The organism is Rufibacter sediminis (genome assembly GCF_014269285.1).
GTDB lineage: Bacteria > Bacteroidota > Bacteroidia > Cytophagales > Hymenobacteraceae > Nibribacter > Nibribacter sediminis.
Genome location: NZ_JACOAF010000027.1, coordinates 18,572 through 32,458 on the forward strand (window position 1 = coordinate 18,572; position 13,887 = coordinate 32,458).

Consider the following 13,887-nt stretch of genomic DNA (forward strand, 5'->3'; position numbering starts at 1 on the left):
GATTGGTTTAAAAACCACCTATATAAACAGAAATAGCCTTTGGTAGAAAAAACAATAACCCTGGAGAATATCTCGTTAATAGATTTCCTAGGTCTTGAGAATCAAAACATAAAGCAGTTGGCCGCCGCTTTTCCAAGCAGCAAGATTATCTCCCGCGGCAACGAGATCAAGATTCAGGGCCAAACCCCTGAAATCACCAAGATCCACGAGATCCTTTCCTCCCTGATTGAACATTATCACCAGTACGGGAAAATCACCGATAAAAGCGTGCACAAGTTTCTGGCCGCCGATAATGATTTTGAGGATGACGTGGTCATCACTTCGCCCGATGTGATTGTCTACGGCAGCAAGGGCGGCGTGATCAAGGCCAAAACCCCCAGCCAGCACAGACTGGTGGAGGCCGTGGCCAAGAACGATCTGGTGTTTGCCCTGGGGCCGGCCGGTACGGGTAAAACCTTTATCTCGGTGGCCATGGCCGTGCGGGCGCTCAAAAACAAAGAGGTGAAGAAGATCATCATCTCGCGCCCCGTGGTGGAAGCCGGCGAAAGCCTCGGGTTCTTGCCCGGCGACATGAAAGACAAAGTAGACCCGTATCTTCGGCCAATCTACGATGCGCTGGAAGAGATGATCCCGGTGGAGAAATTGAAATATTACTATGAAAACAAAATCATAGAGATAGCTCCATTGGCTTACATGCGGGGTCGCACGCTCAACAACGCCTTCGTGCTGCTGGATGAGGCGCAGAACACCACGCCCATGCAGATCAAGATGTTCATGACCCGGATGGGCCCTACCTCCAAGGTGATGATCAACGGTGACCGCACCCAGATTGACTTGCCGCGCAACCAGCGCTCCGGTCTCATTGAAGCCATGACGGTGCTCAAAGACATCAAAGGCATCGGCTTTGTGGAGATGCAGGCCGAGGACGTAGTGCGTCACCGCCTGGTGAAAAGCATTGTGGAAGCCTACACCAAGTTTGACGACAAACGCCAGAAAGAGCGCGAAGAACGCGAGAAAGTGGATTCCGATGCCCAGGATGCCCCGCGCCGCCGGCAGAACTTCCGCCGCTACGACGACTAATTAGCTTGAGCGGCAAAGGCGAATTCTCCACTGGAGAACGTGCCTTTGCCGCTTTATTTTTGAACCGGTTTTGGGGGCATTTTTCCGAAAACAGGTCCAAAACGTATTTGGGAGAAGCGTACTTTTTCAGAGAAGTCTATGAGAGACATCCGCGTAGAAGGTAATTCCGGTAAGCCACATGGTGGCCTGCACCGACGGGTTTTTTCCTTCCATGCGAAGATAGTTTCTTTTGCTTCTCTCCGTTTCCGAACTTTCCTGTGGCAGCAGAATGGCTAAAGTTTTGGCCACCGGTGCGTTCAGGCTCTTGGTCAGTTTTCTGGCGGGTATTCTCTTGTATTATTCTATCGGCCGCGGTTTTACTCTTTCGGGAGAAGCCGCGGCTTTTTTTGTGCTCCTTTTTCTGGGGCTGGGTTGGTTGGCCATGAAACGGCCGCTGGCCCGCCGGAGGAGCTGGGCCGGCATAGCCGGAATACTGACCGTCACGGCTCTTTCGTTTTGGGCCTGTTTTCTGAAAAACACCCCCAAAACGCTGCCGGTCCCCGCACGGGAAATCACTCATTATCGCATCACGCTGGTGAAAGCGGTGGCGTTAAAACCCACTTCGGTCAGTTCCGTGGGCCGAGTGGAGGCGGTGCGGGCGGGCGGCAAGTGGTATCCGGCGCAAGGGCAGGTGGCGGTGTTTTTACCTCATTCCGCTCAAGCGGATGCGTTGATGTACGGGCAGCAACTGCTGGTGCAGGGCGCGCTTACTCTGCCGGCGGCGCCCGCCAATCCTTTTCAGTTTGATTACCGGCGGTACCTGACTTTGAAGCACATCCAGTGGCAAGCGTATCTCCCGGAAGGGACGTGGCTGACTCTTGGCTATGATCCGCCCAGTGCGGTAGTGGCTTTGAGCCTGAAAATCAGAAAACAGCTGGAAAACGCCTTTCGGGAACACCTTCCGGCTAAGCGGGAAGTCACCATTGCCAATGCTCTGGTCTTAGGCGTGCAGGATGATCTGGATGCGGCCCTGCGCAACGCCTACGCCCGCACCGGCACCATGCACGTGCTGGCGGTCAGCGGCTTGCACGTGGGCTTGCTGTACGGCGTGCTGCTTTTTTCCCTGAAACCGTTGCGGCGCGGCAAGACAAGTAAGTTGCTCATCTTTCTGCTGGTGGTGGGCCTGGTGTGGTTTTATGCCTTCGTGACGGGCGTGTCGGCTTCGGTGTTGCGGTCCGTTTGCATGTTCTCGCTGGTGGAGGTGGGGCTGTTGCTGCGCCGAAAATCCTCGGTGATGAATACCCTGGCGGTGGTGGCTTTGGGCTTGCTGCTGTATGAACCCAATTATCTCTTCGATGTCGGGTTTCAGCTCTCGTTTCTAGCCGTGGCGGGCATCGTGCTGTTGCAACCACTTTTCCTCCAACTCTGGTATCCCCGCCCGAAAGCCGTACGGGTGGTCTGGGAATTACTCGCCATCTCCATCGCGGCGCAGCTGGCCACGTTCCCGCTCAGCCTCTACTACTTTCATCAGTTCCCGGTGTACTTCTGGGTGGCGAACTTGCTGGCGGTTCCGCTTTCTTCCGGGGCGTTGTACCTGGGCGTGGCGTTCATGATGTTCTTCTGGGTGCCGGTGCTTAACGGCGTGCTGGGTCAGTTGCTGGCGTGGGTGCTCTGGGCGCTGAATGAATTTCTGCTGTGGCTGGAACGCTGGCCGCTTTCCGTTCTGGATGGGTTTGTGATCACGCCGGGGCAAGTGGCGGCTTTGTACGTCTGCCTGATCTGTGCGGTGCTGTTCCTGACCCGGAGGCAACTGCCCTGGCTGGTAGCCACCGTATGGTCGATGGCTTTTTTCTCAGGTACTCAACTAGCCAAAAACTACCACCAGCGCAATACGCAGGAACTGGTGATCCACAGCGTGCGGAGGAGCAGCGCCACCAGCCTGGTGCAGGGGAGAAACGTCACCCTGATCACCGATTCGGCCTTTCAGGCCCAGCCGCAGTTGTTTTCTTACCAGGTGCAGCCTTATTGGTGGGCCAAGGGAACGCGGCACGTCACCCGTTTTGGGACCGATTCGCTCAAAAGGGCCCCAAAGCAGGAACTACCTGTGTTTGATACCCCAGACGGAAACCGGTTGATGGTGTGGCACGGGAAAAAACTCCTGTGGCTGAATCGGTTGCCTCGTACCATGGCAGGACCTCTTCCCCTGGATGCGGTGGTGCTGCAGCACAACGTCTGGGCGCCCGTAGCCCGTCTGCAAGCGATGGTCCAGACCCGTATCATCCTGCTGGATCAGACCAATTCCCGAAGGTATGTCCAGCGCAAAGCCTCTGAACTGAGGGCGGCCGGGTACCGGGTGCACGTGCTGGAGGAGGACGGTGCGTGGCAAATCAGGCAGCGGTAGACAGTCGTTTGAGCAGGATTTACATGGCCTTTCGGCTGGAATTCTGTACTTTTAAGCAATTCAGACCGTTTAGTTGGTAGCATCAAAGCAGTTCCGGCATGTCCAATGGCAAAGAATCGTTCTCTCTTCAGTCCATCCGAAGTAAGATACTAGCGGCGGTGTTGCTCGGGGCGTTGGCGGTTGCCTTGTCCTGGTCCATCACCCACCGGGGGTTCAAGGACATCCTGCTCACCGTGGAGGAAGTCTCCACGCCCAACGAGAAACTCCTGGCCGTCAACTCCCTTTTTCAGAGCCTGGCGCAGTTAGACCAGCTGCAGCGCGCCCACGCCAACCGAAGCCCCGAGAAACCCCAAAAACTCTTCCGCCAGAAGATCCAGCAACTGCAGGTGACGCTGGACTCGCTGCGCGGATACTGCGCCGGTAACAAGCAACAGCTGCACCTGCTGGATTCCATGGAAACGAAGCTGCTGCAGCGCGAGAAACTCTACCACGGGTACGTCAAGCTTCGGGCCGATATGAACCGGAACGAAGCCCTTTCAAGACGCATTTCGGCCATCTCCAAAGTCCTTGCCAGCAGCAAACCCCAGGTAGACACTACCGTGGTTACGGCCAGCAAGAAAATTACCACCACTACGCTGTTGCCATCTGAGCAGGAGCAGGCGAGCGCCTCCAAAAAGCCAAGGTCGTTTTTCAACCGATTATTCAAAAGTCGCAAAGAAGTAGAGTTGCCTGCTGCCCTGCGGCAGGTGGAAGAGGAACTGGAGGTGCACGTAGACACGCTGTCGGTGGCCCGGCAGGACAGCGTCCTCTGGAAAGTGGAAAAAATGATGCGGCGTGTGGAGCGCGAACATCACCAGCGCACCACCCAGCTCCTGAGCCGCGAGATGGCCTGGATCACCGCCAACAGCCAGCTTCATTCCCAATTAGTAAGCATTCTGCGCACCATTGAACGGGAAGAACTCATGGCCATGCAGCAGAACAACCAGGCGGCCAGGGCGGTGGTGAACGGCAGCATCGACCGCATTGACCACATCATGGTGCTGTTCTCATTGGGGACGGTTTTGCTGGTGCTGCTGATTTTTCTGGATATCTCGCGCAGCAACAAATACCGGAAACAGCTGATTGCGGCCAAGGAAGAAGCCGAGCAGCTGGGCCAGGTGAAGCAGCAGTTCCTGGCCAACATGAGCCACGAAATCCGGACGCCGCTGCAAGCCATCCTGGGGTTCTCGGAGCAGGTCAGAAGCCAGGAGAAACCATCGCGACAGGCGCTGGATGCCATTTACCAATCATCGGAACACCTGCTGCACATTGTGAACGAGGTGCTGGACTACAGCCGCCTGGTGTCCGGGAAATTCACGTTTGAGCAGCGGCCCTTCTCGGTGCAGCAACTGGTCACCGAGGTGGTGGCCTCCATGCAACTGGCCGCCGACCAGAAACTATTGACCTTGGAATTGGTGTATGACGCACCGGAAAATCAGGCTTATTTAGGTGATTCGTTCCGCCTGAAGCAAATCCTCTACAACCTGCTCAGCAACGCCATCAAATTCACCGATATGGGAGGCGTGACTTTGCGCGTCTCTTCTGAAGAAACGCCCGCTGGAGCCGATTTCATGTTTGAAGTTCAAGACACAGGCGTGGGCATTTCTCCGGAGCAGCTGGAGAAAATCTTCCATTCCTTTGAGCAAGCCGATGCCTCCGTGGGGCGCACCCGCGGCGGCACCGGCCTGGGCCTGAGCATCGTGAAAGCGTTGGCAGAGGGGCAGCAGGGCACCGTGGAGGTGTCCAGTGCACCAGGTCAGGGTTCGGTTTTCCTGGTGAGGCTTCCGTTTGGCAAGGCTCCTAAGAGTGCGCTGTCACCTGCGGTAGTACCCGTGGAGAAACCCGTCAATCTGAAGCCCGCGGGCAAAGTACTGGTGGTAGACGATGACGCTTTCATCCTGCAGCTTTGCGGCTCTATTCTGAAAAAGAACGGCATTGCGCACACCTGCACCCTGGATGCCACCTCGGTGCTGCAACAGGACTGGGACGAGACCATTCAACTGGTGCTGCTGGACATCCGGATGCCGGAAATCAGCGGGATTGACTTGTGCCGTGCCCTGCGGCAGAAAGTGACCTCTGCGGTTCAAATCTTCGCCCTTACCGCCGAGGCCTTGCCTCAGGCCTGTGATTCTATTATTGACCAGGGGTTTGACGGGTTGCTGAAAAAGCCTTTCCGGGAGCAGGAACTGTTGGCGCTGGTCAACGGCCGCCTCGGCTCCTGGTCGGGGGCAGTTCCAGTGAAAACTACTAGTGCGCCAGAGCTGGACTTAACACCTTTACGGCACATGCTGGGGCAACAGGAGGAGCTGCTGAAGGTAGTCCTGGAACAGTTTACCACCGAAACAGCGCAGGACCTGCAAGCCCTTTCCGCCGCCGTTACTTCGCAAGACCCACCGCAAGTGCGGGAGTTGCTGCACCGGCTGGCGGGACGTACCGGGCAGGTAGGAGCCCAGCAACTTTCGGCCCGGCTCCGGAAAGTGGAAACTGCCTTGCGGGCAGAAGAACCACTGCTTCGCTGGGAATCTGAAGTGCAGGTTCTGGCCCAGGAAGTGGCTTGTCTGCAGGAGAAAATAAAAGAGCAGATGCCTCTGGAGGAAGTGGAGATAGAGAGCTAATCAAGTAAATATTGACTTCCTTCCATTACTTGTCGCAAGCGCCCGCTTGGGCTAAAGCCCTCTAATCCGTTGCAGAAGATCTCCCCAGCGAATTAAGCAAAGTAGCGTTTTTAAGCCGATTTCAGAAAAAGAGGCTTAAAACCAAATCGCCCTGTTCTTGCGACTGAAGAGAGGGCAAACCCACTGGCAAATCTTCTTACGAGGTGAATTCCATTTTCCCGTTTTCGACCTGATTTTACCAAAACACCTCAAAAGTGGCGGAGAGAGTTTCGTACAGTGCTTTCGCCGGTGATTACTCCAGGAGGTTGTATTTCTCCAGCTTGGTGTACAGAGTTTTGCGGTCTATGTTGAGCAGGCGGGCTGCTTTTGATTTGTTGAAGCGCACTTCGTGCAGGGTTTTCAGGATCAACTCGCGTTCGGTTGCTTCCTGCAGGGCTTTCAGATCGGGGCCGGCTGGGGTGGGCTGCGGCTGGGAGAGCAGGAGGTGCATCTCGTCGGGGAGGGCGTGTTTCTGGATCTCTTCCTGCGGAGTGAGCAGAACGGCCCGTTTCACCACATTCTTGAGCTCGCGCAGGTTGCCGGGCCAGCCGTAGTGCCGGAAGATGTTTTCCACATCGGGCGACAGGTGGGTCACGTGGCGGGTAAGCTCGGTGTTGGCCTGCCGGATGAAGTGCTCCACAAACAGGAACAGGTCATCGCCCCGTTGGCGCAGGGCCGGCACGCGCAGTTTGAATTCATTCAGGCGGTGGTACAGGTCTTCCCGGAAGTTTCCGTTCTTCACGCTATTCTCCAGGTCATCGTTGGTGGCGGCGATTACCCGTACGTTCACCGGAACGGAATGGGTGGAGCCCAGGGGCTGCACCACGCGCTCCTGCAGGGCCCGCAGCAGTTTCATCTGGATGTCATAGCTCAGGTTTCCCACCTCGTCCAGGAACAGCGTGCCGCCCTGCGCCGCTTCAAACAGGCCTTGCTTGTCCTGCAAAGCCCCGGTAAACGCGCCTTTCACGTGCCCGAACAGCTCGCTGTTGGCAATTTCCCCGGAGATGGCTCCGCAGTCAATGGCCACGAAGGGAGCCCCGGCGCGTTTGCTGTTCTCGTGGATGGTGCGGGCTACGTATTCCTTGCCCGTACCGCTTTCGCCCTGAATCAGTACGGACATGTCAGTGGGGGAGACCAGGTGAATCATCTCGTGCAGCCGCCGGGCTACATCGCTTTGGCCGGTGATGAAAGCTGTGGGAGGGGCGGATGGAGCCGAGGGAATGTCTTTCTGTTGCAGCGCCTCCCGCACTACCATTAGCAGCTCGTCTGGGTTCACGGGTTTGGTGATGTAATCAAACGCGCCCAGGCGCATGGCCCGTACGGCGGTGGCCACATCCTGAATACTGGTCATCATGATCACCGGCGGATGGTTGCTTTCCGGCAGGCGGTGTTGCAGCAGTTCCAGGCCGGTGCCGTCTGGCAGGCGGTAATCAGCCAATAGAAGCTGGTAGGAGTTCGATTTCAGGGCTTTCTGCGCATCTTTGAGTCGATGTGCCACCTCTACCAGAAAGCCTTGCTTTTTAAGAAAGGCCTCCAGAATCATGGAGAAGGTGACATCATCTTCAATCAATAGTATGCGCGCCATGCTGAATCGTTCGTTCTGAAAAGGTAAAAATACAGAAAGCCGGGAATTCCCGGCTTTCTGTATTTCATAGTTTTACTTGACTAACGGCAGTGATGGCAGGTTATTTTACTTGTTTGCCTTCTTTGTCTAGTTTGATGACGCCTTTTTCCTCGCCTTTTTTCATTTCAATAGAGTAATACTCTTTGCCGGCAGCATCCTTCACCAGGAAAACAGTGGTAGGAGTCCATTCTTTCAAAGCTGCATCTGACGTGATGGAAGTTTTAACAGCCTCGGGGAGTTCCTCAACTTTTACCGGAGTCTTGCTGTCTTGCGCGGCAGCAGTGGTGGTCTGAGCGGTTTGTGCAGTTTGCGTTTGTGCGTTGGCAGAAACAGTAGCAAATACAAAAAGTCCGAAGGCTGATAAGATAACTTTCTTCATAGTTCTAAATTAAGTTGATGAATGAATCTTGTACTTCTACAGATGCCATTGCCGTGCCAAAAGCTTGTATTTTGGTGTAAGTGTCTGTATGGTAGTTAATTGTATTCTGATACTGGCAAAGGCGTTTCTCAGAAACTGTAGCATTTCTCTACACTTTGGGGAGGAAATATGTAGAGGAATAGGGGCAAGCGGGGTGGCCAGGTGTAGATAAAGTAAGTCGATTTCCCGAAAACCCGAGGAAGAGCTCACCCAGCATCCACCCTCATGGTACTAACACGGCAGCGCACCACCTATTTCGGCTGGGTTATCAGTTTACAGCCCCAGAATGGCAAATCCAGTTTTACGGGAAGCAGTTTTTGAGGTGTTTTCTGAAAAAGAGGGCTAAAACGCCGTTAGAGGAATACTCTCAGTCCAACAAAAATAAGCCGTTCTTCTGTATGCTTTTCTGGTTGATTTTCGTAAAAGAAAGATTCTGAGATACTTATCTTGGAATCCGCTCTTCGGGTATCCTTCAGCTAAAACTGAGTGGGTTGTCTATTTTGCTAATGATTTGATTATTAGTTACTTGTAATTGCTAAAAATATTTTAGTAATTGCCTGTAAGTTGTTGATAATCAATATGATTAATAGTGGTAAAAATAGAACGGGATGGCACTATTATGAAACTGGTTCTGTTATGAATCTGAACTGAAACTAGAGAGAAAATGCAAACCAAAGTGAACCAAGAAACCAACGAAGAGAAAGTGGTTAAGAAGAACAAAATCGAGAGTTTTGATATCTCCCGCTCGGACGAAACCATGCACTTGGCCGTTGATTTGGCGAAGTTCATTAAGGAAAACCGGCTGTATCAAAACATTCAGGGCAAGGAGTATGTGAACGTGGAAGGCTGGCAGTACGCCGGTTCCCGTTTGGGTATTCTGCCGGTGGTAGACGAGCTGACCAGCATGAGCGATAGCACGGAGATCAAGTACCTGGCCAAAGTGAACCTGTTGAACCTGCGCACTGAGCAAGTGGTGGGAGCGGGCTTCGCGATCTGCTCCAACAAAGAGCAGGGACGTAAGTACTATCAGGAATACGCCATCGCATCTATGGCCCAGACCAGAGCCATCGGGAAAGCCTACCGGAACATCTTAGCCTGGATCATCCGGGCGGCCGGGTACGAGCCAACTCCCGCCGAGGAGATGGACTACCAGGGCAACGTGACCGAGCAGAAAGCAGAGCAACCCGCCAAACCAGCGGCTACCAAGACCATGAAAGCCGTTCCGGCAGATCCGGCGGTGGCCGAAGTAGCGCAAGCCCCGGCGGTGGTTCCTGTCACTCCCGCTCCGGCTCCGGCAGCCGAAGAAGCCACGGTGAAATACGCCACTGCGAAGCAGAAGGAAGAAATCATCCGTCTGCTCAACAATCCGGTGATTACGCGTCAGGAGAAAACTAAAATGCTCCTGAACATCAACAAGCTGGACGAAGAGCGCGCCAAGCAGTCTATTGCCAAACTGAAGAAAGTAATTGATGACCGCGAGCACGAACAAACGGCCGCTGCCTAATTTTTGAATGGAGTAGAATGTACGGGAACCCGGCCGCAGGCCGGGTTTTCTGTTTTCTGACCGTTTTCTTGAAAACAGGCTTAAAAAGAAGGCAAGCTTTGGTGGTTTTCTTTCCATTGCCGAAGAACTGGATGGCAGCGCTTGGTTCAAGTAAGTAGTCTCAAGTTGTAGCCTGTTCTATTCAAGGGCCCACGTCTGGAAGGCACGGAAGTAACTTCCGCGCCATATAAATTTTACCCAGAAGGTAGCATCAAAGGAAACTGTTTAGGTAGTTGATTATTATCTCTGCCGTTGTTGGTGTACTCACCAACAACCGGAACTGCGATGGCAAACGCAAAGGCAACCACAAGGGATTACCCCTACTTTCTGGAAAACACCCCTAAAACGCGTGGCTCAGCGGAGGCGGGGAAGCGTTGCTCTGATTAGCCGGTACTCCGTTGCGCCGCTCTGTCGGTGAGAATCTGTGAGTGGCTACCGAGACCGGGGAACCAACTATTTCGTATTTTTGGATGATCTATGGCAAACATTCTAGACATCCTGAAGCAGTACTGGGGACACGAGTCCTTCCGGCCGGGACAGGTAGACATCATCACTTCCGTTCTGAAGGGGAACGATACGTTGGCAATTCTGCCTACCGGCGGCGGTAAATCCATCTGTTTTCAAGTGCCTACGCTGGTCATGGAAGGCGTTTGTATTGTGGTGTCCCCGTTGATCGCCCTCATGAAAGACCAGGTGGAGAACCTCCGCAAACGCGGGATCTCGGCGGCGGCACTGCACGCAGGCCAGCCCGAGCGGGAGCGGGACATCATTCTGGACAACTGCGTGTTTGGCGTGGTGCAGTTCCTGTACGTGTCGCCGGAACGGTTGCAGACCGAGCTGTTTCTGGAGCGGGTGAAACGCATGAACGTGTGTTTGCTGGCGGTAGATGAAGCGCACTGTATCTCGCAGTGGGGCTATGATTTCCGGCCCGCGTACCTGGAGATTGCCAAGCTCCGCGAGGTGCTGCCCGCCGTGCCGGTGCTCGCCTTGACCGCCTCGGCCACCGAAGTGGTGAAAACCGACATTCAGCAGAAACTGCAGTTCAAAAAGCAGGAGGTCTTTCAGCAGAGTTTCGCGCGCAAGAACCTGTCTTACTCTGTGTTGCCCACCGAAGACAAAGAAGGCCGCCTGCGGGAGATTCTGCAGAAGATGAACGGCACCGCCATTGTGTACGTCCGGAACCGCCGCCGCACGCAGGAACTAGCCCAGTGGCTCCAGAAACAGGGAATCAAATCGGCGGCTTACCATGCCGGGCTGCCGCACCAGACCAGGGCCACGGCGCAGACCGATTGGCTCCAGGACCGCGTGCGGGTGATGGTGGCAACTAACGCCTTCGGGATGGGGATTGACAAACCCGATGTCCGGCTGGTGGTGCACCTGGACCTGCCCGATTCGCTGGAAGCCTATTACCAGGAGGCCGGCCGCGCTGGCCGAGACGGCAAATACAGTTACGCTACCGTGCTGCTGGGTCCCGAGGACGGGCCGTTGCTGTTGAAGAAAACCGAGGAGGCCTATCCGCCCATAGAGACGCTGCGGCGGGTGTACCAGGCCCTGGCCAACTTTTTTCAGCTGGCTACCGGCAGCGGGGCGTTCCAGTCATTTGATTTTGACCTCGCGGAGTTCTGCCGCACCTACCAGCTTTCGCCCGTAGAAGTGCACTTTGCCTTGAAGCAGCTGGAGTCAGAAGGATTGCTTCAGCTGAACGAAGGTTTCTATAGTCCGTCCAAGGTGAATCTCTTGCTGAGCAATACCCAGTTATATGACTTCCAGATCCACAACGAAAACCTGGAACCGGTGATCAAAGGCTTGCTGCGGCTCTACGGCGGGGAGATGTACCGGGACTTCGTGAAAATCTCAGAGGCCGGCCTGGCCAAGCACCTGTCGGTGCCGGAGGCGACGATACGGCAGCAATTGCAGCACCTGCACCAACGCAAAGTGCTGGTGTATGAACCGCAGCACGATGGGCCGCAGGTGCAGTTCATGGCGCCCCGCTACGATGCCGCCTCTCTGCCCATTGATCAGAAACAACTGGCGCTTTTCCGGGAGCGGGCGTTGGAAAAGGCCAATGCCGTGGTCACCTTCATGGAGAACAAGGCGCAATGCCGCACCCGGCAGATTCTGTCCTATTTTGGCGAAGAAGCCTCCACCGATTGCCGCATCTGTGACTATTGCCTGGCCCAGAAAAAGAAAAAGAAGCTGGACGAAAACAAACTCCACATGGAAGCCCGCGTGCTCAGCCACTTGAAGGAAACTCCGCTGCATCCCAAATCCATCGCCATGCACTTCAGCTCGTCAGAGCAGGAACTGTTAGGCGATCTGCTGCAGGATATGCTGGAAAGTGGCACGGTAGGCTACACACCCGAAGGGAATCTGACGCGCAAAGAGTAGTGATGTCATTAGTTTTTATAATATGTTAAGTATGTTTCTAAGCTGTATTTTAGAAACTGAGCAAAAAAAGGGGAGTAGGGGCAATCCCTTGTAGTTGCCCTTCACGTTTGCTCAACGCAGTTTTGGTTGTTGGTGAGAACATCAACAACGGCGGCAGACGACGGCGGCTTGCTTGGGCTGGCAGACGTTGTGTGGTTTTCTGGTAGTTTTGTGAAAACAGGTCAGAAATGGGAAAGCTTTATAGGGAAGATCAAATAGGGCAACCACAAGGGATTGCCCCTACAAAGCAATTGTGTTCTCTATCCGAAAGGCTAATCTGTATTTTCCTGCAGAAGAAAATCAACGAGAAAGAGGAGCTGCGTTTTAGGGCTAATTTTTGGAAAAGGGCCTAAAAACAGAAAGGCGGTAAGTTCAACTTACCGCCTTTCTGTTTTTTGATAGCTGGAATTTAGGTCAGGGGAGTCTCTTCCATTTGCAGGGCAACTACGCCGGGTAATTGCTTGCCTTCCATGTACTCCAGCAGCGCGCCGCCACCGGTAGATACGTAAGAAACATCATGGCTGTGGCCCATTTGGGTTACCGCAGCCGCGGAGTCACCGCCGCCAATCAAGGAGTAGGCCCCGTTCTTGGTGGCTTCCACTACGGCTTCGGCAATGGCTTTGGTCCCGATGGCGAAGTTCTGGAATTCAAACACGCCCATGGGGCCGTTCCAGAGAATGGTTTTGGAATTGCGCACCACTTCCGCGAACGTGGCGATGGTTTCGGGTCCTATGTCCAGGCCCATCCAACCGTCTGGAATAGTGCCGCTTTTTACTACCTGCGACTGGGCGTTGTTGTCAAACGCATCGGCAATGACGGTGTCTGACGGAAGGTAGATTTTCACGCCTTTCTCCTCGGCTTTCTTCAGCAGTTCCAGGGTGAATTGCTGTTTGTCTTCCTCCAGCAGCGAAGTACCAATGGTGCCGCCTTGGGCTTTGGCGAACGTGTAGCTCATGCCGCCGCCAATGATGAGGTTGTCCACGCGGTCCAGCAACTGCTCAATCACCTGGATTTTATCTGAGATCTTGGCGCCGCCCATGATGGCCGTGTACGGCCGATCGGCGTAGCTGAGCACGCGCTGGGCGTTGTCCAGTTCCGCTTGCATCACCGAGCCGCATACTTTGTCGTGGGGGAAGTAATCGGCCACGATGGCGGTGGAAGCGTGCGCGCGGTGGGCCGTCCCGAAGGCGTCATTCACGTATACATCGCCCAGAAGGCTCAGTTTCTCGGCGAAAATCTGGTTGCCTTGCTCTTCTTCCTTGTGGAAACGCAGATTTTCCAGCAACAGGATTTCGCCGGGCTGCAGGCTGCTGGCCAGTTCCAGGGCTTCGGCACCAACACAATCAGGCGAGAACTTGATGGACATCTGGAAAACTTCTTCCAAGGGCTTCAGCAGGTGCTTTAACGAGTATTTTTCCTCGGGGCCGCCTTTGGGTCTGCCCAAGTGCGACATCAGTACCACAGCACCACCGTCGTTCAGGATTTTCTTGATGGTGGGCACCGCCGCCCGGATGCGGGTATCGTCGGTGATTTCGAAGTTGCTGTTCAAGGGAACGTTAAAGTCAACGCGAACCAAGGCTTTTTTGTCCTGGAAATTGTATTGGTCAATTGTTATCATAGTCGGTAATGGTTTGGTTCTGCTACGCAAATAGACCTGAAACAGGTGCAGAGCAAATATAGTAATTCTATTTAGATACGAAGCCTCGGCGGAAGGGGAGAGGA

At 54.4% G+C, this 13,887-nt stretch carries 8 protein-coding genes; 5 read left to right on the top strand and 3 right to left on the bottom strand.

Going from position 1 to position 13,887, the window contains the following annotated elements:
- Window positions 1-39: 39 nt before the first annotated feature.
- The 3 genes from H7U12_RS11505 to H7U12_RS11515 all read left to right on the top strand — a co-directional run bounded on the left by H7U12_RS11505 (window position 40) and on the right by H7U12_RS11515 (window position 6,114).
- Complete coding sequence (locus H7U12_RS11505; protein ID WP_186637758.1) at window positions 40-1,080, top strand: PhoH family protein; 1,041 nt, start codon at window positions 40-42, stop codon at window positions 1,078-1,080.
- A gap of 268 nt (window positions 1,081-1,348) precedes the next feature.
- A complete protein-coding gene (locus tag H7U12_RS11510) occupies window positions 1,349-3,460 on the top strand; it encodes a ComEC/Rec2 family competence protein (RefSeq protein ID WP_186637761.1) in 2,112 nt (703 codons plus the stop codon).
- Between the two features lie 98 nt (window positions 3,461-3,558).
- Window positions 3,559-6,114 (top strand): ATP-binding protein, encoded by a 2,556-nt coding sequence (locus H7U12_RS11515; RefSeq protein ID WP_186637780.1) that lies wholly within the window; start codon window positions 3,559-3,561, stop codon window positions 6,112-6,114.
- 292 nt (window positions 6,115-6,406) lie between these two features.
- Here the strand turns inward: H7U12_RS11515 and H7U12_RS11520 are convergent, their stop codons facing one another.
- Both H7U12_RS11520 and H7U12_RS11525 read right to left on the bottom strand, forming a co-directional pair.
- Window positions 6,407-7,738 carry a sigma-54-dependent transcriptional regulator gene (locus H7U12_RS11520; RefSeq protein ID WP_186637782.1) on the bottom strand — a complete coding sequence of 444 codons (1,332 nt, stop codon included), beginning with the start codon at window positions 7,736-7,738 and terminating at the stop codon, window positions 6,407-6,409.
- A 100-nt stretch (window positions 7,739-7,838) separates the two neighbouring features.
- Window positions 7,839-8,156: a hypothetical protein gene (locus H7U12_RS11525; RefSeq protein ID WP_186637785.1), complete on the bottom strand. Its 318-nt coding sequence runs from the start codon at window positions 8,154-8,156 to the stop codon at window positions 7,839-7,841.
- Window positions 8,157-8,859: 703 nt separating this feature from the next.
- On the opposite strand from H7U12_RS11525, the gene H7U12_RS11530 reads away from it, so the two are divergent.
- Together H7U12_RS11530 and H7U12_RS11535 are read left to right on the top strand one after the other, a co-directional pair.
- Window positions 8,860-9,699, top strand: coding sequence for a hypothetical protein (locus tag H7U12_RS11530; protein WP_186637788.1), 840 nt, complete (start codon window positions 8,860-8,862; stop codon window positions 9,697-9,699).
- Between the two features lie 516 nt (window positions 9,700-10,215).
- Window positions 10,216-12,126 (top strand): RecQ family ATP-dependent DNA helicase, encoded by a 1,911-nt coding sequence (locus H7U12_RS11535; protein ID WP_186637790.1) that lies wholly within the window; start codon window positions 10,216-10,218, stop codon window positions 12,124-12,126.
- Between the two features lie 448 nt (window positions 12,127-12,574).
- On the opposite strand, the gene H7U12_RS11540 is transcribed toward H7U12_RS11535, so the two are convergent.
- Entirely contained in the window at window positions 12,575-13,783 is a 1,209-nt protein-coding gene (locus H7U12_RS11540) for a phosphoglycerate kinase (protein ID WP_186637792.1), read from the bottom strand.
- Window positions 13,784-13,887: the final 104 nt, after the last annotated feature.

Excerpts from the sequence above, each read along its gene's own strand:
- H7U12_RS11535 (WP_186637790.1), top strand. The coding sequence starts at position 10,216 with ATGGCAAACATTCTAGACATCCTGAAGCAGTACTGGGGACACGAGTCC.
- H7U12_RS11515 (WP_186637780.1), top strand. The coding sequence starts at position 3,559 with ATGTCCAATGGCAAAGAATCGTTCTCTCTTCAGTCCATCCGAAGTAAG.
- H7U12_RS11540 (WP_186637792.1), bottom strand. The coding sequence starts at position 13,783 with ATGATAACAATTGACCAATACAATTTCCAGGACAAAAAAGCCTTGGTT.
- H7U12_RS11530 (WP_186637788.1), top strand. The coding sequence starts at position 8,860 with ATGCAAACCAAAGTGAACCAAGAAACCAACGAAGAGAAAGTGGTTAAG.
- H7U12_RS11510 (WP_186637761.1), top strand. The coding sequence starts at position 1,349 with ATGGCTAAAGTTTTGGCCACCGGTGCGTTCAGGCTCTTGGTCAGTTTT.
- H7U12_RS11520 (WP_186637782.1), bottom strand. The coding sequence starts at position 7,738 with ATGGCGCGCATACTATTGATTGAAGATGATGTCACCTTCTCCATGATT.
- H7U12_RS11525 (WP_186637785.1), bottom strand. The coding sequence starts at position 8,156 with ATGAAGAAAGTTATCTTATCAGCCTTCGGACTTTTTGTATTTGCTACT.